A 20,608-nucleotide genomic window follows, 5' to 3' on the forward strand; every position below is an offset into this window, starting at 1 on the left:
CGGGCCGCGGTGATGGTTACCGGAGAGCGTAGATCCGATCACTCGGGAGCCGCTGGTGAAATTCTCGAAGTTGCGTGGGAAGAGGCGCAAATCCAATGGTCCACCGCGTCGCAAAGCCCGAATTACTGTCCGAACAGGTCGGTGATCCAGTCGAGCCAGCTGAAGTCGAGTTGCAGGAAGTCCCAATTGAGCTGATCGAGATAGCTCATCCCGACCATGAACAGGAACACCCCGGCGCCCAGGTGCGCGAGCCGGGACGACCGCCGCTTCGCGTGCAGCCAGCGCCCCCACAGGATGCCCCCGGCGACGCGCAGCAGGAAGAACACGCCGACGGCGACGCCGAGCACGACCAGGTAGCTGATGACCTGGGTCCCCAGTGTGCCGGTGCCGCTGGTGACCACCCACAGCAGCCACATGAGGAGCGAGAACAGGCCGCCGATCACCGACAGCTCGAAGCCCTTCGCGAGCGATCCGGGCGGGCCCAGCAGCGGGGGGCGGTCGGCCTTCTCCAGCTCGCGCTCGGAGGGCTCCTCGGGGTCGCTGGACAGGCGCAGGCGCGGCAGGTCGCGCCGATCCGGCGGGGACGCCGGGCCGCCCGAGCGGCCGGGCGTGAACGAGCCCTGGTCGGGGACGCGGACGCGGCCGGAGATCGGCTTGTCCTGCATGGCTTTCGTAGGAGGCGAGCCGGCCTCCATGACGCGGGTGCCGCCCACCGGGGGCATCGGCGGCGAGGCGGCCACGGTCGGCGGGGCGTCCAGGCGCCGGGTCGCGCCGACGGGCGGGACGGGCAGGTCGAGGCGGCGGGTCGCGTCGGTGGCGGCGGCGTGCGGCGCGCCGGCGTGCGTCCCGTGCCAGTCGACGCCGAGGTCGGGCAGCTTCGAGCGGGTCACGACGGCGCACAGCTCGTCGATCCACCGGTGCAGCTCCTCGGTGCGGGGGCGGTTGCGCGGCTCGTCGTCCAGCGTCGCGGTGAGCAGCTCGCGCAGGCGCGGGTTCGACTCCAGGACCGGGTGGCGGCGCAGCCGCGCCCACGGCACCGACTGCTCCTGCTCGGGGGAGTCGGTCCGGGCGCTCGCGCCGGTCACGAGGTAGAACGCGATCGAGCCGAAGCCGTGCACGTCGTAGGCCGGTCCGACCGTGCCCTGATGGGCCTCGGGGCCGGCCGTCTCGCGGGTGTAGGCGATCGTGGTCAGGTGCGCCGGGGTGTAGTAGCGGGCGCCCGTGAAGTCGATGACCTTCGCCGAGCCGTCGGGGCCGATGATCACGTTGGCGGGCTTGAGGTCCATGTGCAGCACCGGGTGCGCGCCCGTGGGCGGGTGGTGCATCGCCTCCATGACCTCGACGACCGAGCGGAGGGTCCGGGCGGCTTCCACGCGGGCCAGGCGCCGCTGGAGGATCTGGCGCAGGTCGTGCCCGGGCAGGTACTCCAGGACCTGGAAGGGGACCGGGTCGCCCTGCGCGGGCTGGCCGGGCGGGTGCGGGGCGCGCCCGTAGAACGCGTCGATGCGGCGGCAGATCGCCCCCACGTTGCGGCTGTGGAGGTCCATGAGGACCGCGTCGCCCTTGTCCCAGGACTGGAACTGGTGGTCGCGGGTGTCGTGCGGATTGAACCGGAAGACCTTCACGGTCAGCGGGGCCGAGGAGATCCCCGCCGACACGCGCACGGCCTGGAACACGTCGGCCTGCCCGCCCGAGCCGAGCAGACCGGTCAGCCGGTAGCTCTGCTCTGACCCCGGTAGGGGGTCGGCCGGTCCGCAGACGAGGTCAACGGTGGCGTTCGACATGAGGTGGTCCTTCGCGGTGAATAAGTCCGAGCCCGCCCTCGGCGACGCTTGCGAGCCGTAAATGCATATAGCGTAACGCCCGGAATCCACCTCGCACGGCCCCCAGAGGCGGCGCTGTTCGCAGCGTCTCAGCGGGAGGCCCGGCCGCGGCCCCGCCGCGGCGGCAGGTCAGCGACCCGAGCCCCAGGGGCTGCCGGCCTGCGGGGAGGACGTCGGGGTGATGCCGGGCGCGGACGGCTGGCCGTAGGAGCTGGCGGGCGGGGCCGGGGCCTGGGCCGCGCTCATCGGTTCGAACACGTTCCCGGGCTGGGACGGCTGCGAGGGCTGCTGCGGGACGCCGGGCGCGGGGGCCACGCGGTCGAAGCTGCCGGTGGACTGGCGCACCGCGGCCTGGCCGCCGGCGCGGGACAGGGACCACAGCGCGGGCGAGAAGCCCACGGCGAGCACGCCGAAGCCGACGGCCCACTGCTCGACCGGCACGCCTTCGTCGAGGCTCAGCAGGTCGATGTCGGCGATGTGCACCAGCACTGAGGAGGCCAGGAGCACGAGCGCCCCCAGCAGACAGATCACTTGCAGGATCTGGAGGAGAACGCGGAAACCCTTAGACATGTACTGACGCTACCAACGCCTGTCCAATAACTCCATACGGCGAGTTCCGAATTCTCCTGGTATTCGCCCAAGCGCGAAGGCCCGGGCCGGAGCCCGGGCCTCTCGTGATGTCCTTGCGGCCTAAGGGATTTCAGGCAGCTCGTGAGTGGACTCCCACGCGGTCAGCATGTCGATGCGCCGCTGGTGGCGCTCGGCCCCCGAGAAGTCCTCGTCGACGAACGCGTCGGCGAAGGAGGTGGCCTCCTCCAGCGAGTGCATGCGCCCGCCGATGGCGACCACGTTCGCGTCGTTGTGCTGGCGGCCCAGCTTGGCGGTCTCCACGCTCCAGGCCAGGGCCGCGCGGGCGCCGGGGACCTTGTTCGCGGCGATCTGCTCGCCGTTGCCCGAGCCGCCCACGACGATGCCCAGGCTCCCGGGGTCGGCGACGACGCGCGAGGCGGCGTGCAGGCAGAACGGCGGGTAGTCGTCCTCGGCGTCGTACTGGTGCGGGCCCACGTCCACGACCTCGAAGCCGCGGCCGGACAGGTGCTTCACCAGGTGGTCCTTGAGTTCGAGACCGGCGTGGTCGGAACCGAGATAAATGCGCACGATGTCAGACCCTAGCCCTTCGGGAGCTCGGCGATGGCGAGCCCGGCCCGCGCCTTGGGCACGAACCAGGTGGACTTGCGCGGCATCTTGAGCCGCTTGAGGTTCACGTCGATGAAGTCGGGCACCGTGACCGGGGCGATGAGGATCGCCAGGTCGGCCCTGCCCGCGTCGACCTGCCCGGCGAGCCAGGACGCCGGGTAGTCGCCGCCGACGTAGGTGATGCGCTTGTCCCCCGCGTCCCAGCCGAGGAGGCCGTCGAAGACCTCCTGCTCGACGCGGGTGTGGTCGAGGCGGTCCACCACGGAGCCCTCGGCAGTGCCGGATGTACGGCTTGCCAAGTCGTCGCCGAGCGGGCCGAACCGGATCTCCCAGGTGCGGCCGCGGCCGTACACGACCACGGTGCCGCCCTCGGAGGGCGTCTCGGGCGGGCCGTCGACCTCGATGACGCTCGCGCCGATCTGGCCGATCTGCTCCACCAGCTGCGTGGCCGCGCCGGGCAGGCCCTTGACGAGCCGGTGGTAGGGGCGGATCGACACCGACTGCGGGGTGGTGATGACCGCGAGGAAGCGGTCGAGCTCGCCGACCTGCGCCGCGAGCGAGCGGTGGTTGCCGTCGGCGACGATGAGGTCGCCGTCGCCGGCCAGCGCGGTCAGGGCCTCGCCCGCCTCGCCGCCGATCGCCCAGATCTCGTGCGCGCGCCCGGACTCGTCGGTGTCGGTCGACACCGGCTCGCCGGCCGCGCTGATGGCGGCCTCGATCGCGGCGTGCAGTTCGTCGCCGCGGGTCGACTGGAGCAGCAGCACGGGGCTCAGCAGGTGGCGCAGGCGCTGGTTGAGCTCGTTGCGCTGCTTGACCTTCTCGAGGAAGACGTCCTCGTTGCGGATGACCTTGCCGGGCTCCTCGGCCGAGGAGGAGATCTCGGCGGTGTCGACGAGGCAGTAGACGCCGTAGGCGACCGGCTCCTCGCCGCCGGAGATGCGGTAGGCCACGGCGACGTCGCCGAAGGAGGCGAAGCGCCCGGCCTCCTTGAGGGCCGCCAGGCGCTCGGCCGCGGCGGGCAGGGCCTGCTCGAACGTGAGGCCCGCGGCCACCGCCTCGGGGGTGTGCGCGGGCATCTCGACGCCCAGCATGCTCGCGGGATTGGCCTCGACGATCCGGGTGATCTCGGTTTCGTCGGGGAACTCGTCGTAGTTCTTCGCGCCAGTGTTCCCGGTGGAGAGCCAGGCCTGGTCGATCGGGTGTGCAGCAGTCACGCCCCGAGCGTAATCGACCGCGTTCGGCATCGACGTGGCCGCTCGGTGAACTCCCGAGATATGACACACTTCTTTCATAATCCGAACCCTGGAGACTGGAGGCACTGTGGCGGCAACCCACATTCTCACCCGCGACGAGGCACAGCGGCGCGCCGAGCTGCTTCATGTCGATTCCTACACCGTGGAACTCGACCTGACCGGGCACGAGCAGGGCGACACCTTCAGCTCGCGCACCGCCGTCAAGTTCTCGTGCGCCGAGCCCGGCGCGGAGACCTTCATCGAGATCGCCGCCGAGCGCATCGAGGACGCCTACCTCAACGGCGAGCCGGTCGACGTCAGGTTCTTCGACCCCAAGGCCGGGCTGCGGATCACGGGTCTCGCCGCCGACAACGAACTGGTCGTCAACGCGATCTGCTCGTACTCCTCCGACGGCCAGGGCCTGCACCGCATGACCGACCCGGTCGACAAGCAGACCTACCTGTACTCGCAGTTCGAGGTGGCCGACGCCCAGCGCGTGTACGCCTGCTTCGACCAGCCGGACCTCAAGGCCGCCTTCACCTTCCAGGTGCGCACGCCCGCGCACTGGACCGTGATCTCGAACATGCCGGCCGAGTCCGAGGTCGTCGTCGAGGCGATCGAAACCAAGGTCACCCTGTTCGAGCAGTCGGTGCGCATGAGCCCGTACATCACCGCGATCTGCGCGGGCCCGTACTTCGGCGTCCACGAGACCCACGACGGGATCGACCTGGGCCTGTACTGCCGTGAGTCCATGAAGGAGTACCTCGACCCCGAAGGGGTCTTCGAGGTCACCCGCCAGGGCTTCGACCACTTCCACTCCACGTTCGGGGTGCGCTACCCGCTGCCGAAGTACGACCAGGTCTTCGCGCCCGAGTACAACTTCGGCGCGATGGAGAACTTCGGCTGCATCACGATCGCCGAGGCCTCGTTCCTGTTCCGCAGCCAGGTCACCGACTTCGAGCTGGAGCAGCGCGCGAACGTCATCCTCCACGAGATGGCCCACATGTGGTTCGGCGACCTCGTGACCATGCGCTGGTGGGACGACCTGTGGCTCAACGAGTCCTTCGCCGAGTGGGCGAGCCACTGGGCGAACGTGGAGGCCACCCGCTTCGACGGGGCGTGGACGACGTTCCTGTCGGCGCGCAAGAACTGGGGCTACAGCGCCGACCAGCAGCCGACCACGCACCCGGTCTACACCGACGCGGGCGACACCGAGGAGATCCAGGCCAACTTCGACGGCATCACCTACTCCAAGGGCGCCTCGATCCTCAAGCAGCTGGTCGCCTACGTCGGGATCGACCCGTTCCTGGCGGGCCTGCGCTCCTACTTCCAGAAGCACCAGTTCGGCAACGCGGTCTTCTCCGACCTGCTCGGCGAGCTGGAGGCCGCGAGCGGCAAGGCGCTCAAGGACTTCGCCGACACGTGGCTGCGCACCGCCGGGGTCTCGACCCTGCGGCCCGACGTCGCGGTCGACGCAGGCGGGAACTACACGAGCGTCACGGTGCTCCAAGAGGTCCCGGCCCAGCACCCGACCCATCGCACGCACCGCATCGCGATCGGCCTGTACGACCTCGAGGGCGACCTGCTGGTCCGCCGCGACCGGTTGGAAGTCGACGTCACCGGCGCCGAGACCGCGATCGCGGAACTGACCGGCGTGAAGCAGCCGGACCTGCTGCTGCTCAACGACGACGACCTGACCTACGCGAAGCTGCGCCTGGACGAGCGCAGCCTCGCCACGGCCGTGGGGCACACCTCGGCGCTGGGCGACTCGCTCGCCCGCGCGCTCATCTGGGCCGCGGCCTGGGACATGCTGCGCGACGCCGAGCTGCCCGCGACCCAGTTCGTGGACCTGGGCGTCGCCAGCCTGACGAACGAGACCGACATCAACATCGTCACGGTCGCCCAGCGCCAGGTCGCCGGCTCCCTCGCCTACGCCGACCCGGCCCACCGGGCGGCGCTGCGCGAGCGTTGGGCGCAGGCCGCCAAGGCCGCCATGGAGGCCGCCCCGGTGGGCAGCGACATGCAGCGGTCCTGGGCCAAGGCCTACGCGTCCGCGTCCCGCTCGGAGTCCGACCTGGCCCGCATCGCGGGCTGGCTCGAAGGCGACGGGGTCCCCGACGGGCTGGCGGTCGACGCCGACCTGCGGTGGTCCCTGCTCACGGGCCTGGTCGGCAACGGCAAGGTCGGCGAGGACGCCATCGACGCCGAGCTCGACCGCGACTCGACCGCCGACGGCCGGCGCCTGTCGTTCGTCGCCCGCGCGGTGGTGCCGACGGCCGAGGCCAAGCAGCGCGCCTGGGAGCGGATCGTGGACCCGGCCTCGGAGAACTGGGTCCGCCGGTCCTCGATGCTGGGCTTCGCCCCGCTCGACCAGGCCGACCTGGTGCGCCCGTACCTGCGCCCGTACCTGGAGGCGGTGCCGGAGCTGTGGGAGAAGCTGGGCGCCCAGCAGGCCGTCGAGTTCTCGAAGCTCGCGTTCCCGTCGAACCTCATCGAGCCCGAGACGCTCGAGGTGCTCGACGTGTGGCTGGCCGAGGAGCGGCCCGCGCCGATCAAGCGCGGCGTCGCCGAGGGCCGGGCCGACCTGGCCCGGGCCTTGAAGGGCCAGGCGCTGGACGCGTCCGCGTAAGGAGCGCCGCCCTTCGGGGCGCTGCGCCGTTCGGGGCTCCGCGACCGCTTCGCGAGAGGTGGTCACGGAGCCCCGAGTCCTTTTCACCCCGTTGATAAGCTCGCCGTGTCCGCCGCGCGTCGCAATGGCGGCTCATGGTGAATGGAGAGAGCAGTCTTGTCCGCGCTTTTGCCGGTGGCAGTCCTCAGTGCCACCCTGGTCGCGCTGTTCGGCGTCGTCCTGCCCCTCCTGCTTCTCGGCCCCGTCCTCGCCTCGCGCACCCGCCCGCAGCCGCAGCAGCTGCTGTTCGCGGTGGTGCTCCTGATCCCGACCGTGGTGATCGGTTCGGTGTTCCTGGCCTGGTGGGCGGTCGAGTGGCTGGGCCGCTACGACGTGCCCTCGGCCGAGCTGGTCGGGATCGCGCTGGTGGTGGCCGCGGTGGTCGGGCTGATGGCGCCGCTGCGCCTGCCCGGCGGGTCGGGGCCGTTCTGGCTCAAGCCGCTGCTGGGCCTGTCCTCGGGCGTGCTGGTGCCCATGTCGATGATCCTGAGCATGGGCGCGGGACTGCACGAGCTGGCCGCGGCGGGGATCGGCCTGCTGGTCCTGGTCGCGCTGGTGGTGGTCTTCCGGGTCATCGCGAAGCCGATCGCGGACCGGCGCAAGGCGAAGCAGGTGCGGTCGTCGGTGCGGCGGTTCCAGGGGCAGCTGGTGGACGTGACGGACGAGGCCTGGAGCCTGTCGAGCGCCCGGGGCGACGCGAACCGGATCGTGCTGACGTACAGCGGCGAGTCGGACGGGAAGCAGATCGGCGCGGCGCTCATGCTCAAGCGCGACATGGAGTGGGTGCCGAAGGCCGAGGAGAACCAGTCGGCGGTGTTCGAGCTGTCGAAGGGCCTCAACGGCCAGCCGACCGAGGCGGTCCTGGCGCAGCAGCGGATCGGGTCCCCGGCGACGCTGACGATGCGCATCCCGGGCACGACGATCCTGTCGATCCGCGAGACGGTGGCCGATTCGCTGTCGTGGGTCGAGTTCATCGGGAAGCTGGAGCTCACCGACGCGGACGCCATGCTGAAGCGCCGCCAGCCGGGCGCCGACGAGGACTAGCGAGATACGCGAACGGCGGCCGGGGAGACCCGGCCGCCGTTCTCGCGTATGCGGCTCAGTGCGTGTTGCTCTGGGCGGTCTCGGCGAGCATGCGCAGGCCGGTGATGATGCCGCCGGCCAGCTGCCCGGCCCCGAAGGAGGCCTCCATGGAGAACACCACGAGGGCCGCGGAGCGGTCCGGGACCTTCTCCTGGGCGAGCTTGCCGGTCACGATCTCCAGCTGCCGCTGCTCGGGCGAGACGGCGACGAGGACCGAGCGGTCCGGGTCGGCGAGCTTGTCGTGCATCGACTCGGCGGCGCCGCGGACCGGGTCGTGCAGCGGGCCGACGTAGACGCTGTAGTGCAGGCCGCCTCCGTCGCGCTCGGCGACCGCGAGGGCCTCGTCGAGGTGGAGCAGCTCCTTCACGTCGAAGGGGCCTTCGAGGACGGCCGGCTTGACCTCTTCGGGGCTCTTGTCGACGCCCTCCACGATCGCTACCTGGCTACCACTTGCCATGCGAGCCTCCCTTGGGTCCACTGGCGATCGACTCGGCGTGCGCGGGCTCGAGGGCCGCGGCGCCGTGGGCATCATCGATGGTGGTCTCCGAAGCGGTGCCGCTCCCGGAAGTGTCTGCCACCGCGCCGTTGCGGGCGACGAACCACACGGGTTTGAAGTTGTAGGGCTCTCCCGCACGGTAGCGGGACTGCGGCCTCGGGTGCCGCAGGAAGACCACGGTGAAGACCGCGACCACAACCAGGATCGGGGCGCCGAACAGTATCAGCAAGTCCTGGAACGTCATGTTGCTCCCCTAAATACAGGTACAGGAGGACCCTGCGAATTTACGGCTGGCGAGCGGGCGCCGCTACCTCGCTCGTCTACGGCCGGCAAGCGGGCGCCGCGACCATGGCCCTCAGACTAATCCAATTACGCCCCTCACACCCCTGCAGGTGCTAACTCGGTGCGGTCGGTCGCACGGGGGCCCGATCCCGTTGGCGCGGGGGCCATCGGGCACGGAGAGGGCCCGCCGACCGAAAACGGTCGACGGGCCCGGTCCGTCCGATGGAGTCCTCTAGGAGAGCCGAGCGCGCTCCCTTCCGTGGCGCGGGAGCCATGCCTCCCAGGCCGGGTCGGGGCGCCGCTGCCCGCGGAAGCCGCGCAGCTGCCAGCCGGAGGGGGGCCGGGGCGCGCGGGGCAGGCGCCAGCCGAGTTCGGCGAGGGTCTTGTCGCTCTTGCGGTGGTTGCAGGGGGCGCACGCGGCCACGACGTTGTCCCACGTGTGGGTCCCGCCGCGGGAGCGGGGCATCACGTGGTCGATGGTCTCGGCGGAGGAGCCGCAGTAGACGCAACGCCAGTCGTCGCGCGTGAACACGCCGCGGCGCGAGGGGCTCGCGCCGACCTGCCTGGGGATCGCGACATAGCGGTTGAGGCGGACCACGGAGGGGACGGGGATGTGCATCGTTTCGGAGCGCAGAAAACCGTCACCAGGAGTGACGGTTTCGGCCTTGCGGGTGAGCAGCAGCACTGCTGCTCGCCGGACTGGTATCACGCACAGTGGCTCGTAGCTCTGATTCAGGACGAGGGCCGAGCCCAGGGTCGCCACGTTGTGGGTGAAGAGATTCGGGAGCACCCCTGGGGCGGGGTCATCGCCGGCGAGCGTGCTCCTATGTCGAGGACCTATCACGGTGTCGTACCTCCAAGCCATCGGTCCCGTCAAGTTTGACCTAAATCTCAGAAAATTGCACCCTGGTTCCGTGGGATCTTGAATGTCGAGCGAATATCGTCTGTGCGAACCACCGGTGACCCTCGGACCGTGCGGAACGGGGCGCTCGTCCCCGGTGTTGGAATCTGAGAAGAGACGAACGTGGAACTGCTTGCCGAGACCGCAGGGGCCTCTCCCTGCGATGCGGGGTTCAACTCCTGCACGCTCCTGTACAAGATGACCGGGAGCGAAGAGTTCTCCATCGACACGGGCGTGGTCCTCGACAAGATCGGCCAGGTGCTGATCATCGTGCTGGCGGCGATGCTGCTGAAGTGGATCGTCAACCGGTCCATAGCGAGGATCATCAAGCAGGTCACCACGATCAAGGGCCCGCAGTCGATCGCGGAACTGGCCGACAAGCTCGGCTCCTCGAACTCCCGGCGCGACGAGCTGCTGGGCGACCGTTCCGAGAAGCGGGCCGAGACGCTCACCGGGGTGCTCCAGCACGTCTCGGGCATCGTCATCTACGCCATCGCGTTCATGCTCGTGCTCAGCGCCTTCAACGTGAACCTGGCCCCGATCCTCGCCAGCGCGGGCATCGCCGGCATCGCGATCGGCTTCGGGGCGCAGAACCTGGTGCAGGACTACCTGGCCGGGATATTCATCCTCGTCGAGGACCAGTACGGGGTCGGCGACAACGTCGACGTGGGCGACGCGGTGGGCACCGTGGTCGACATGGGCCTGCGGGTCACGACGCTGCGGTCGCTGGACGGGACTCTGTGGTACGTGCGCAACGGCCAGATCCTGCGGGTCGGGAACTCGAGCCAGAGCTGGGCGTATGTGGTGGTCGACACACCGCTGCCGCCGACGGCCGACGTGGACGCGGTCGGCGAGAAGATCGTCGCGATCGCCGAGGCGTTCGTCGCCGAGGACGAGTGGCGCGAGCACATCCTCAAGGAGCCCGAGTACCTCGGGCCGATCGAGGTCACGATCGACGAGATCAAGGTGCGCCTGGGCGTGCGGACCACCTCCGACCAGCAGTGGGCGGCGGGCCGGGAGCTGCGGCGGCGCATCTCCGAGTCGCTGCGCGAGGCGGGGCTGGTCGACCTGGCCGGGGCGGGGCGGATCTACGTGCCGCGCGGGGTGGCGAACGGCGGGGCCGCAGGGGCCGCGGGGACCGCTCCGTAGGTGATATGCGGCCCAATCGGTGTGACGCGCGCCGGATCGGCTTCACAGAGGGGTTCCCGGGCGGCACGATTGAGAGATGCCTAGTGACAGCCCGCGCGCAGTTGTGCCTCTGACCCCCACCGGTCAGCCCGCGCCCACGCAGTCCTTCTATGACGCCGTGGGCGGCGAGGCGACCTTCCAGCGTCTCGTCGACGAGTTCTACGCCCAGGTGGCCGAGGACCCGATCATGCGGCCGATGTACCCGGAGGAGGATCTCGCTCCGGCGGCGCGGCGCTTCAAGATGTTCTTGGAGCAGTACTGGGGCGGTCCGCACGCCTACTCCGAGGAGCGGGGCCACCCGCGCCTGCGGATGCGCCACGCCCCCTTCACGATCGGCGATCGCGAACGCGACGCGTGGCTGCGCTGCATGCGTCACGCGATGGACGTGGTGGCGCTGGCGCCCGAATACGACAAGGCCATGTGGGAGTACATGGAGCGCGCGGCGGACTTCATGCGGAACGCATGAGGCATTGGCGCAGCATGCGGAACGCATGAAGCGAGTGCTCGGTAGGCGGAACGCATGAGGCGTCAGGCCGATATGCGGAACGCATAGCGATGATCGAAGACGGGACCGGCCCGACCGCTGAGCGGTCGGGCCGGTCCCGTTCTCGTTCCGTTCAGGGCGTCACGGCGAGCAGGCGACGATCACTTCCTGGTAGAGCCCGGCGAGCTCGCCCTGGTATTCGATGTACTCGTCGGTGAAGAGCTCCTCGAGGTTCTCGGCGTCCGGGTTGATCTCGCCCTCGTACTCCAGGCTGTTGTACGCGTCGAAGGCGGTCTGGCAGGCCTCGTAGTCGTCGGCGGTGAGCTGGAGCCCGGCCAGGTCGCTCACGAGGGCGCTGTTCTCGGCCTTGAGGTCCTCCTCCGCGGCGAGCAGGTCCTCGATCTCGGCGGCCTTCGCCTCGGCGTCGTCGGCGGCCTGGGTGTACAGGTACGCGAAGGTCCCGGCGACCAGGGCGACCACCGTCAGCGCGATCGCCAGGGTGATGACCCCGGCCTTGGACGGCCTGCGCGGCCCGGGCGGTGCCGGGATCGGGGCGGTCGCGCCGGGAGGGGCGAACTGCGGGCCGGAGGCGAACTGCGGTCCCGGGGCGTACTGCGGGCCGGAGCTGAACTGCGGTCCCGGGGCCGGCGGGGGCGTCATCGACGCCGCCGGGGGGTTCGCGGCGGCGGGCGCCATCACGGGCGGCAGCCGGCCCGCCTCGGGCGCGGGGGCCGGTGCGGCGTTCGCCGGCGCGACCGGAGCCGGGCCCGGGACCTCGGGGGCGGAGTAGGTCGCCGGCTCGGCGGTCTGCTCCTGCACCTGGGGTTCGGGGGCGGACGCTTCGGTGGCGGGCTCGGCGCTCGGCGGCGCGGCGGGAGCTTCGGCCGCCGGTGGCTCGGCGGGCCGCGGAGTCTCGGGGGTCGGGAGGGTCATGGGTGCTCCTGGTATTCACTTGAATGAGAAGGGAACCCGTATGTTACCTGCGGCGGCACGATCGCACAGTCCAGTTGTGCTGCAAGCATGTTCGTTTCCGCTGGTGGCGTTCGCCTTTCAAGTGGAAATCAGACGAAAAGCCACCGGACATTGGGGACGGTCGGATCGCATCGGAGCGAAAAGGGGGCCGGACCGCTTTCGCGGTCCGGCCCCCTTCTTCAGGCTGCGTCGCCGTCAGAGCAGTTCGCCTTCGAGCCATTCGACGAACGTGCCCGAGATCGCGGTGCCGCAGTCGATGAGCTCTTCGAGCAGGGCGGTGGTGATGCCGGGGCGGACGGGGACCTGGATCTCGCCGAAGACCGGGAGCGCGCCCGATTCGGTCGGCTCGCCCAGGTAGGCCTTGAGGAACCGGCGGGTGCGGTTCCACTCGTTCATGGCCGCGTAGCCGCGCTCGGCCCACTCGCGCGGGACGGTCTGGTACGCGCGGGCGCGCAGGACCAGGATGTCGGCGTCGGGGCCCTCGGCGCGCACCTGGACGATGTGGCGCTCCCAGAGGGCGACGATGCCGCCGTTCTCGTCGACCAGGTAGCGGATGTCGAGGTTCCGCAGCGAGGCGATGATGCGGTCGGAGTCCAGCGGCGCGGCCTCGTCGCGGGCGTCCGCGGCGATCTGCTCCAGGTCGGTGATGAAGTCCGGGTCGATCTCGGCGAGGTCCTGCTTGATGAGGTGCCACCGCTCGATCTCGGAGATCTGCTCTTCCTCGGGGCCGAGGAGGAGCTGTTCGGCGGTGAGCTCGTGGCGCAGCTCACGGGAGGCCAGTTCGACCTCGACCTCGTACTCGCCGCTGTCGGCCTCGGGGACGCCCTCGCGCCGTTCGGCGCGCGGGTTCGGGACCGCGCTCGGCTGGCTGCCTCGCGCCTGGGCGCGTTCGGCGGAGCCGCCGATCTCGCTGTCGGTCTCGGTGATCGAGTCTTGCTGTGCGTCGCGTTTTCTGCTGCGCCACCATGCCATGGTGTTGTCCGCCTTCCCACCCAAAATGCGAATCACTGGCAGTGCTTGGGTACTTCGTTGGCATTCCTGCTTGGCTGAACCATTGGTTGTGATTGGTAGTGCTTCGCCGGGCAGTGCCAAGTTACGTCGCGTTGCAGTGAGCAGACTAGGGCTCGACGCCGACTTGGCACAACCGTCAGCTAATCCTGTCCAAAAGTATGAACCGTCGCGCGTTTGTTCGCAGGCCCCTTCTGGGTACTGTCACCGGTTTCATATGTATCAGAACGGGAAGAGCCGTCCCATCCTCCGGACGTCGGCTTTCCGTCACCGAACGGCAGCGTTCCGTAATCGTCCGGTGACGCTCAGAGAAGGGGGAGGCCCCGGTCACGGTCCCAGACGGTGCCGTAGGTCGCGGCGAGCCCGACGCGGCGTCCGGCCCGGAGCACCCGGACGGGATCGTCGGCGAGGAAGCCCATGCGGCACAAGGCGGCCACGAGGCGGACCTCGACGGGCCAGGCCTCGTCGCCGTGCTCGACGAGCAGTGCGACGTGGTCGAGCATGGCGTCGCGCAGCCGCCGGTCGCCGATGCCCTGGCCGCGGCGCTCCCGCAGGGCCGCTGCGGCCTTCCGGTCGATGTCGGCTATGTCGGCCGCGGGAACGGTCTCGACGGTCTCCCAGGGCCGCTGGGGGAGGCGCCCGCGCCATGCGGCGGCGGGCCTGGCGGCGATCGCGCCGGCGGCGAGGTCGCCGGCGCGGTGGACGCCCTCGGGCGGCACCGGCTCGCCCGCGTCGCGGACGGCGAGGGCGCCGAAGGGCAGCGCGGCCCAGAGCCTGCCGTCGCGCACGAGCACGAGGGCCTCGGGGTCGAGCCGGGCGACCCGGGCCGCGAAGGCCGCGTCGTCGTCCGCGATCGCTCCGCTCATCGGGGGCACCGGCCGGTCATTCGGCCCACTGCTCGAGGAAGGCGCGCTCGGCGTCGGTGACGCGGCGGGGCCGCTGGGTCTCGACGTTGTACGGGACCATCACGCTCTTGGCGCGCAGGGCGAGCTTGTCGTTCGCGGTGAGCTCGTACGCGAACGTGAACGAGGAGTTCCCGATCCGCTCGATCCACAGCTCGACGCGGATCTCGGCCGGAACCGTCACGGGCAGCAGGTAGTCGACCTCGTGGCGGGCGACGACGACCCCGCGGCGGAAGCCGGGGAGCCCGGCCTCCTCCGCGGCGGTGAACATCATCGCCACGCGCGCCTCTTCGAGCAGCACCATGAACTTGTTGTTGTTCACGTGCCCGAAGGTGTCCATGTCGGACCATCGCAGGACGACGTCGACCTTGAAGCGCGCCACGGCTAGTCCCGGGTGAGCTTCCGGTGGGTGACGCGGTGCGGCTTGGCCGCGTCGGGCCCGAGCCGCTCGATCTTGTTCTTCTCGTAGGAGTCGAAGTTGCCCTCGAACCAGAACCACTTGGGCAGCCCGTTCTCGTCCTCGCCCTCCCAGGCGAGGATGTGCGTGGCGACCTTGTCGAGGAAGGCCCGGTCGTGGCTGATGACCACGGCGCAGCCGGGGAACTCCAGCAGGGCGTTCTCGAGGCTGGAGAGGGTCTCGACGTCGAGGTCGTTGGTGGGCTCGTCGAGCAGGAGCACGTTGCCGCCCTGCTTGAGGGTGAGCGCCAGGTTGAGCCGGTTGCGCTCGCCGCCCGAGAGGACCTTGGTGGGCTTCTGCTGGTCGGGGCCCTTGAAGCCGAACGCGGCGATGTAGGCGCGCGAGGGCATCTCGACCTTGCCGACCATGAGGTAGTCGAGGCCGTCGGAGACGGTCTCCCACACGGACTTGTCGCCCCCGAGGCCGGCCCGGTTCTGGTCGACGTACGAGATCTGGACGGTGCCGCCGACGTTGACCTCGCCCGAGTCGGGCTTCTCCAGGCCGACGATGGTCTTGAACAGCGTGGTCTTGCCGACGCCGTTGGGGCCGATGATGCCGATGATCCCGTTCCGCGGCAGGTTGAAGTCGAGGCCGTTGATGAGGACCTCGCCGTCGAAGCCCTTGTGCAGGTCCTTCGACTCGATGACCGTGGAGCCCAGGCGCGGGCCCGGCGGGATCTGGATCTCCTCGAAGTCGAGCTTGCGGGTCTTGTCGGCCTCGGCGGCCATCTCCTCGTACCGGCCCAGGCGCGCCTTGGACTTGGTCTGGCGGCCCTTCGCGTTCGAGCGGACCCATTCGAGCTCGTCCTTGAGGCGCTTCTGGAGCTTGGAGTCCTTGCGGCCCTCCACCTTCATGCGCTCGGCCTTCTTCTCCAGGTAGGTGGAGTAGTTGCCCTCGTACGGGTAGGTGCGGCCGCGGTCGAGCTCGAGGATCCACTCCGCGACGTTGTCGAGGAAGTACCGGTCGTGCGTGATGGCGACGACGGCGCCGGGGTAGTCGGCGAGGTGGCGCTCGAGCCAGAGCACCGACTCGGCGTCCAGGTGGTTGGTGGGCTCGTCGAGCAGCAGCAGGTCGGGCTGCTCCAGCAGCAGCTTGCACAGCGCGACGCGGCGGCGCTCGCCCCCGGAGAGGTTGGTGACGGGCCAGTCGCCGGGCGGGCAGCGCAGCGCGTCCATGGCCTGCTCGAGCTTCGAGTCGAGCTCCCAGGCGTTGGCGGCGTCCAGGTCCTCCTGGAGGCGGCCCATCTCGGCCATGAGCTCGTCGGTGTAGTCGGTGGCCATCTCCATGGCGATCTCGTTGAAGCGGTCGAGCTTCGCCTGGATCGGCGCGACGGCCTCCTGGACGTTCTCCATGACCGTCTTCGACTCGTTCAGCGGCGGCTCCTGGGCGAGCATGCCCACGGTGGCGCCGGCGGCGAGCTTGGCGTCGCCGTTCGAGACCTGGTCCTGCCCGGCCATGATCCGCAGCAGGCTGGACTTGCCGGCGCCGTTGGGACCGACCACGCCGATCTTCGCACCCGGGTTGAAGTACAGGGTGACGTCGTCGAGGACGACCTTGTCACCGTGCGCCTTGCGCGCCTTTTCCAAGGTGTAGATGAACTGCGCCACGCTGATCCTTCGCTTTTTGCGACGAGCTGTACTGAACTGACCGTTACCAATGATGTCAAGTCGCCGGGGTGATCCGCCAATCGGGCCGACACAGGACCGCCTACGTCACCGCAGCCCCCTACACCCCGCTCACCGGTAGTCTTGTGGAAAGGAGGAAAACCGAATTGAGCAACGCATCTTTCATTGTCGTAGCCAACCGCCTCCCCGTCGACGCCGTCGTCGACGACGAGGGAAATCGAACCTGGCGCCGATCCCCTGGCGGCCTCGTCACCGCCCTCGAACCCGTCCTCCAAGCCAACAAGGGCACGTGGATCGGCTGGGCCGGCATCGCCGGCACCGCTCCCGAGCCGTTCGAGTCCGACGGCATCACGCTGCTGCCGGTCGAACTCAGCGAGGACGAGGTCCTGCGCTACTACGAGGGGTTCTCGAACGCCTCGCTGTGGCCGCTCTACCACGACGCGGTCGAACCGCGCGTCTTCCGCCGGTCCTGGTGGAAGTCCTACTACGAGGTCAACGAGCGCTTCGCCGACATATGCGCCCGCGAGGCCGCACCCGGCGCCGTGGTCTGGATCCAGGACTACCAGCTCCAGCTGGTGCCCGGGATGCTCCGCGAGAGGCGGCCCGACCTGCGGATCGGGTTCTTCCTGCACATCCCGTTCCCGCCGGTGGAGCTGTTCATGCAGCTGCCGCACCGCATGGAGATCCTCAAGGGCCTCCTGGGCGCCGACCTGGTCGGGTTCCAGCGCCCGCTCGCGGCGCAGAACTTCCTGGCGCTCACCCGGCACCTCCTCGGCTACCGGCCGCGGGGCCACTACGTCACCGTCGACGACCGGCTCGTGCGCGCCGACGCGTTCCCCATCTCGATCGACACCGCCCACAACGAGGAGATCGCCGCGACCGAGCGGGTCCGCCAGCGGGCCAAAGAGATCCGGGCCGAGCTGGGCGAACCCGAGACGATCATCCTCGGCGTCGACCGGCTCGACTACACCAAGGGCATCACGCAGCGCCTCAAGGCGTTCCGCGAGCTCCTGGAGGACGGGCGCCTGCGCGTCCCCAACGCCGTGATGGTCCAGGTCGCGACCCCCAGTCGCGAACGCGTGGAGCAGTACCGGACCCTGCGGGACCGCGTCGAGCGGGAAGTGGGGCGCATCAACGGCGAGTACGGCCAGGTCGGCCTCCCGGCCGTGCACTACCTGCACCAGTCCTTCGACCGCTACGAGCTGGCCGCGCTGTACCAGGCGGCCGACGTCATGGCCGTCACACCGCTGCGCGACGGCATGAACCTCGTCGCCAAGGAGTACGTCGCGAGCCAGATCGACAACCGCGGCGCGCTCGTACTCAGCGAGTTCGCCGGTGCCGCAGGTGATCTGCGGCAGGCTTTCCTGGTGAATCCGCATGATTTGGCCGATTTGAAAGACGGATTTGTGACAGCGGCGAACGCGACGGCCGACGATAAGATGAAGAGAATGCGCGCGATGAGGCGGTACTTGCGAAAGCACGACGTGAGTCGCTGGGCTCGCAGCTTCCTCACCGCGCTAGGAGTTCCGGAGCGCAGCGCGGCGTACAATCCGGGCAGCCAGCCCGCCGCCGACTGAAATGCGGCAGAGGGTCGGCCAGGCACACAGAATCCACAACGACGGTGTTGGAGAGATACGCCACGATGACCGCACCACGCCCTGAGGGCCCCGCGTCCGGAGACTTCAGTTCCTCAGAGGAACTGCGCTCGGCCCTCACCCTGCTCGCACGCGTTCCGCAACTGCTGATCGCATGCGACTACGACGGCACGCTCGCCCCGATCGTCACCGACCCCTCGCAGGCCAAACCGGTTCCCGAATCGGTCTCGGCCCTGCGGACGCTGGCGAACCTGCCGCAGACGAAGGTCGCGGTCATTTCGGGTCGCGCACTGCGCGACCTGGCGGCACTGTCACGCCTGCCCTCTGAGATCCACCTGGTCGGATCCCACGGATCCGAGTTCGACGTCGGCTTCACCCGGGCGCTCTCCAGCGAGGACCAGCGACTGCGCGACAAGCTCGTAGCCGAGCTGTCGGCGATCGCCGAACGCTACGAGGGCGCCCGGGTGGAGCCCAAGCCCGCCGGATGCGCGCTCCACGTCCGGGAGGCCTCCGACGCGGACGCGCTCAAGGCCGTCGACGACGTCCGCGGCGGACCCTCCACTTGGGACGGCGTGCAGACCACCGAGGGCAAGGCCGTCATCGACCTGTCCGTGGTCGCCACCCACAAGGGCGACGCGCTCGACAAGCTCCGCCACCAGCTGGGCGCCTCCGCGGTCCTCTTCCTCGGCGACGACGTCACCGACGAGAACGCGTTCGCGCACCTCCACGGCCCCGACGTCGGCGTCCGCATCGGCGCCGGCCCCACCCGCGCCGCCTACCGCATCGGCGACCCCGAGGACGTCGCCAAGCTCCTCGCGCGCCTGGTCGACACCCGCCGCGCCTGGCTCCAGGGCGAGCAGGCCCAGCTCATCGAGCGCCACACCATGCTCGCCGACGGCGCCAACCACGCGCTGCTGACCCCCGACGGCCGCGTCACCTGGATGTGCCACCCCAAGCCCGACTCCGGCTCCGTCTTCGCCGACCTGCTCGGCGGCGACCACGCCGGCCACTTCACCATCCAGCCGGTCAACGCGGGCATCCCGCTCGGCCAGCGCTACGTCGCCGGCACCATGTCCGTCGAGACCCGCTGGTCGGGCCTGTCGGTCACCGACTGGCTCGACTCGACGCCGCGCCGGCGCGGCGACCTCAACGCCACCGTCCTCGTCCGCGAGATCACCGGCGAGATCCCCGTCAAGATCACCTTCGCGCCCCGGCCGGAGTTCGGGCAGCTGCCCGTCCAGCTCCAGCCCGTCGGCGGCGACGGCCTCAAGGTCCTCGGCGGCCGCGAGCCCATCAGCCTCCGCTCCCCCGGCGTGGAATGGCACATCGAATACGACGGCCAGCACTCCCTCGCCGTCGCCAACGTCGACCTGTCCCAGGCGGGCGGCTCGCTCGTCCTGGAGATGCGCGCCGGCATGGACGACCTCGCCGAATGGGTGCCGCCGGTCAAGGTCAGGCGCCGCACCACCGAGGCGGGCTGGCGCAACTGGTCCGACTCGCTCAAGCTGCCGCGCGTCGAGAGCGAGGCCGTCTCGCGCTCGGCCCTGACGCTCAAGGCCCTGTGCTACCAGCCCACGGGCGCGATCCTCGCGGCCGGCACCACCTCGCTCCCCGAAGAGCTCGGCGGCGTCCGCAACTGGGACTACCGCTTCTGCTGGATCCGCGACGCGGCCATGACCGCGAACGCCCTCGTCGACCTCGGATCGCTCCAGGAGGCCGAGTCCTACTTCGAGTGGGTCTCGGGCATCATCGAGCGCACCGCGGGCCACCCCGAGCGCCTCGCGCCGCTCTACGACATCGAGGGCCAGGCGCCCTCGCCCGAGGCGATCATCGACACGCTGCCCGGGTACGCCGGGGCGCGCCCGGTGCGCATCAACAACGCCGCCTCCAACCAGGTCCAGCTCGACGTGTTCGGCCCCGTCGCGATGCTCATCGAAGCGGTCGCCCAGCGCCGCGGGCACCTCTCGGAGTTCGAGCAGCAGATCATGGGCAGCATGGTCGAGGCCGTCGCCAAGCGCTGGCACGAGCCCGACCACGGCATCTGGGAGGCCCGCCAGGCCCCGCGCCACCACGTGTACTCCAAGGTCATGTGCTGGGTCACCGTGGACCGCGCGCTCAAGGTCGCCGAGCAGTTCGGCATGGAGTACGCGCCCGACTGGCCCGAACTGCGCGACCAGATCGCCCGGAACGTCCTCGAACTGGGCTGGAACGACGAGGTCGGCGCCTACACGGCCGCCTACGGCCACGACGACCTCGACGCCGCCTCGCTGTGGATCGGGCTGTCGGGCCTGCTGGCCGCCGACGACCCGCGCTACCTCAAGACGGTCCTGCGCATCGAGGCCGGCCTGCGCTCCGGCGCGGCCGTCTACCGCTACCACCGCGACGACGGCCTGCCCGGCACCGAGGGCGGGTTCATCATCTGCGCCGCCTGGCTCGCCGAGGCGTACCTCCAGGTGGGCCGCCGCACCGACGCCGAGGAGCTGTTCGAGCAGATCCTCGCGTGCGCGGGCCCGACCGGGCTGCTGCCCGAGCAGTGGGACCCGATGGCCGAGCGCGGACTGGGCAACCACCCGCAGGCGTACTCGCACCTGGGCCTCATCCGGGTCGCGAACCTGCTGAACGGCACGAGCGGACGCATCTGAGAGAAGCTCAGGGCGGGGGCTAATCTGTTCGGGAAGAAGTTCCGCACACGGCG

The 20,608-nt window shown here is 70.0% G+C and carries 18 protein-coding genes; 6 read left to right on the top strand and 12 right to left on the bottom strand.

Features of this window, described 5'->3' with window-relative positions; genetic code table 11:
- Positions 1–122 precede the first annotated feature (122 nt).
- The 4 genes from BLQ63_RS05100 to BLQ63_RS05115 all read right to left on the bottom strand — a co-directional run bounded on the left by BLQ63_RS05100 (position 123) and on the right by BLQ63_RS05115 (position 4,234).
- Positions 123–1,784, bottom strand: a complete 1,662-nt coding sequence (locus BLQ63_RS05100) for a serine/threonine protein kinase (protein ID WP_091029534.1) — start codon at positions 1,782–1,784, stop codon at positions 123–125.
- A gap of 168 nt (positions 1,785–1,952) precedes the next feature.
- Positions 1,953–2,393, bottom strand: coding sequence for a hypothetical protein (locus BLQ63_RS05105; protein WP_091029538.1), 441 nt, complete (start codon positions 2,391–2,393; stop codon positions 1,953–1,955).
- A 120-nt stretch (positions 2,394–2,513) separates the two neighbouring features.
- Positions 2,514–2,981, bottom strand: a complete 468-nt coding sequence (locus BLQ63_RS05110; protein WP_091029541.1) for a ribose-5-phosphate isomerase — start codon at positions 2,979–2,981, stop codon at positions 2,514–2,516.
- A gap of 11 nt (positions 2,982–2,992) precedes the next feature.
- Entirely contained in the window at positions 2,993–4,234 is a 1,242-nt protein-coding gene (locus BLQ63_RS05115) for a DUF1015 family protein (RefSeq protein WP_091030201.1), read from the bottom strand.
- A 106-nt stretch (positions 4,235–4,340) separates the two neighbouring features.
- Between BLQ63_RS05115 and pepN the strand changes: the two genes are divergently transcribed.
- Both pepN and BLQ63_RS05125 read left to right on the top strand, forming a co-directional pair.
- Positions 4,341–6,881, top strand: a complete 2,541-nt coding sequence (gene pepN / locus BLQ63_RS05120) for an aminopeptidase N (protein ID WP_091029544.1) — start codon at positions 4,341–4,343, stop codon at positions 6,879–6,881.
- Positions 6,882–7,055: 174 nt separating this feature from the next.
- Positions 7,056–7,964 (top strand): hypothetical protein, encoded by a 909-nt coding sequence (locus tag BLQ63_RS05125; protein WP_091029547.1) that lies wholly within the window; start codon positions 7,056–7,058, stop codon positions 7,962–7,964.
- Positions 7,965–8,019: 55 nt separating this feature from the next.
- Here BLQ63_RS05125 and BLQ63_RS05130 read toward each other — a convergent pair whose 3' ends face one another.
- From BLQ63_RS05130 to BLQ63_RS05140, 3 genes are all read right to left on the bottom strand, one after another.
- Complete coding sequence (locus BLQ63_RS05130; RefSeq protein ID WP_091029551.1) at positions 8,020–8,460, bottom strand: DUF5130 family protein; 441 nt, start codon at positions 8,458–8,460, stop codon at positions 8,020–8,022.
- Positions 8,447–8,743 carry a hypothetical protein gene (locus BLQ63_RS05135; RefSeq protein ID WP_091029555.1) on the bottom strand — a complete coding sequence of 99 codons (297 nt, stop codon included), beginning with the start codon at positions 8,741–8,743 and terminating at the stop codon, positions 8,447–8,449. Before BLQ63_RS05135 ends, BLQ63_RS05130 begins: the two co-directional genes overlap by 14 nt.
- A gap of 270 nt (positions 8,744–9,013) precedes the next feature.
- Positions 9,014–9,535: an HNH endonuclease gene (locus tag BLQ63_RS05140; protein WP_290427740.1), complete on the bottom strand. Its 522-nt coding sequence runs from the start codon at positions 9,533–9,535 to the stop codon at positions 9,014–9,016.
- A 270-nt stretch (positions 9,536–9,805) separates the two neighbouring features.
- On the opposite strand from BLQ63_RS05140, the gene BLQ63_RS05145 reads away from it, so the two are divergent.
- Together BLQ63_RS05145 and BLQ63_RS05150 are read left to right on the top strand one after the other, a co-directional pair.
- Positions 9,806–10,831 (top strand): mechanosensitive ion channel family protein, encoded by a 1,026-nt coding sequence (locus BLQ63_RS05145; RefSeq protein WP_091029561.1) that lies wholly within the window; start codon positions 9,806–9,808, stop codon positions 10,829–10,831.
- Positions 10,832–10,907: 76 nt separating this feature from the next.
- Positions 10,908–11,336, top strand: a complete 429-nt coding sequence (locus tag BLQ63_RS05150; protein ID WP_091029565.1) for a globin — start codon at positions 10,908–10,910, stop codon at positions 11,334–11,336.
- Between the two features lie 159 nt (positions 11,337–11,495).
- Here the strand turns inward: BLQ63_RS05150 and BLQ63_RS05155 are convergent, their stop codons facing one another.
- From BLQ63_RS05155 to ettA, 5 genes are all read right to left on the bottom strand, one after another.
- Entirely contained in the window at positions 11,496–12,287 is a 792-nt protein-coding gene (locus BLQ63_RS05155; protein WP_091029569.1) for a hypothetical protein, read from the bottom strand.
- A gap of 234 nt (positions 12,288–12,521) precedes the next feature.
- Positions 12,522–13,298 carry a type III secretion system chaperone family protein gene (locus BLQ63_RS05160; protein WP_091030204.1) on the bottom strand — a complete coding sequence of 259 codons (777 nt, stop codon included), beginning with the start codon at positions 13,296–13,298 and terminating at the stop codon, positions 12,522–12,524.
- Between the two features lie 341 nt (positions 13,299–13,639).
- A complete protein-coding gene (locus tag BLQ63_RS05165; protein WP_091029573.1) occupies positions 13,640–14,200 on the bottom strand; it encodes a DUF8185 domain-containing protein in 561 nt (186 codons plus the stop codon).
- Between the two features lie 16 nt (positions 14,201–14,216).
- A complete protein-coding gene (locus tag BLQ63_RS05170) occupies positions 14,217–14,618 on the bottom strand; it encodes an acyl-CoA thioesterase (protein WP_245680848.1) in 402 nt (133 codons plus the stop codon).
- A gap of 2 nt (positions 14,619–14,620) precedes the next feature.
- A complete protein-coding gene (gene ettA / locus BLQ63_RS05175; RefSeq protein ID WP_091029579.1) occupies positions 14,621–16,300 on the bottom strand; it encodes an energy-dependent translational throttle protein EttA in 1,680 nt (559 codons plus the stop codon).
- Positions 16,301–16,464: 164 nt separating this feature from the next.
- Between ettA and BLQ63_RS05180 the strand changes: the two genes are divergently transcribed.
- Together BLQ63_RS05180 and otsB are read left to right on the top strand one after the other, a co-directional pair.
- Positions 16,465–17,895, top strand: coding sequence for an alpha,alpha-trehalose-phosphate synthase (UDP-forming) (locus BLQ63_RS05180; protein ID WP_245680849.1), 1,431 nt, complete (start codon positions 16,465–16,467; stop codon positions 17,893–17,895).
- 65 nt (positions 17,896–17,960) lie between these two features.
- The gene (otsB, locus tag BLQ63_RS05185; RefSeq protein WP_091029588.1) at positions 17,961–20,555 is read left to right on the top strand and encodes a trehalose-phosphatase; all 2,595 of its coding nucleotides are present in this window, start codon (positions 17,961–17,963) and stop codon (positions 20,553–20,555) included.
- Positions 20,556–20,608 lie beyond the last annotated feature (53 nt).

Source organism: Glycomyces harbinensis (assembly GCF_900101745.1).
In the GTDB taxonomy this organism is placed as follows: Bacteria; Actinomycetota; Actinomycetes; order Mycobacteriales; family Micromonosporaceae; genus Glycomyces; species Glycomyces harbinensis.

Coding starts and splice junctions, on each gene's coding strand:
- BLQ63_RS05100 (WP_091029534.1), bottom strand. CDS start 1,784: ATGTCGAACGCCACCGTTGACCTCGTCTGCGGACCGGCCGACCCCCTA.
- BLQ63_RS05105 (WP_091029538.1), bottom strand. CDS start 2,393: ATGTCTAAGGGTTTCCGCGTTCTCCTCCAGATCCTGCAAGTGATCTGT.
- BLQ63_RS05130 (WP_091029551.1), bottom strand. CDS start 8,460: ATGGCAAGTGGTAGCCAGGTAGCGATCGTGGAGGGCGTCGACAAGAGC.
- BLQ63_RS05135 (WP_091029555.1), bottom strand. CDS start 8,743: ATGACGTTCCAGGACTTGCTGATACTGTTCGGCGCCCCGATCCTGGTT.
- BLQ63_RS05150 (WP_091029565.1), top strand. CDS start 10,908: ATGCCTAGTGACAGCCCGCGCGCAGTTGTGCCTCTGACCCCCACCGGT.
- BLQ63_RS05155 (WP_091029569.1), bottom strand. CDS start 12,287: ATGACCCTCCCGACCCCCGAGACTCCGCGGCCCGCCGAGCCACCGGCG.
- BLQ63_RS05160 (WP_091030204.1), bottom strand. CDS start 13,298: ATGGCATGGTGGCGCAGCAGAAAACGCGACGCACAGCAAGACTCGATC.
- BLQ63_RS05165 (WP_091029573.1), bottom strand. CDS start 14,200: ATGAGCGGAGCGATCGCGGACGACGACGCGGCCTTCGCGGCCCGGGTC.
- otsB (WP_091029588.1), top strand. CDS start 17,961: ATGACCGCACCACGCCCTGAGGGCCCCGCGTCCGGAGACTTCAGTTCC.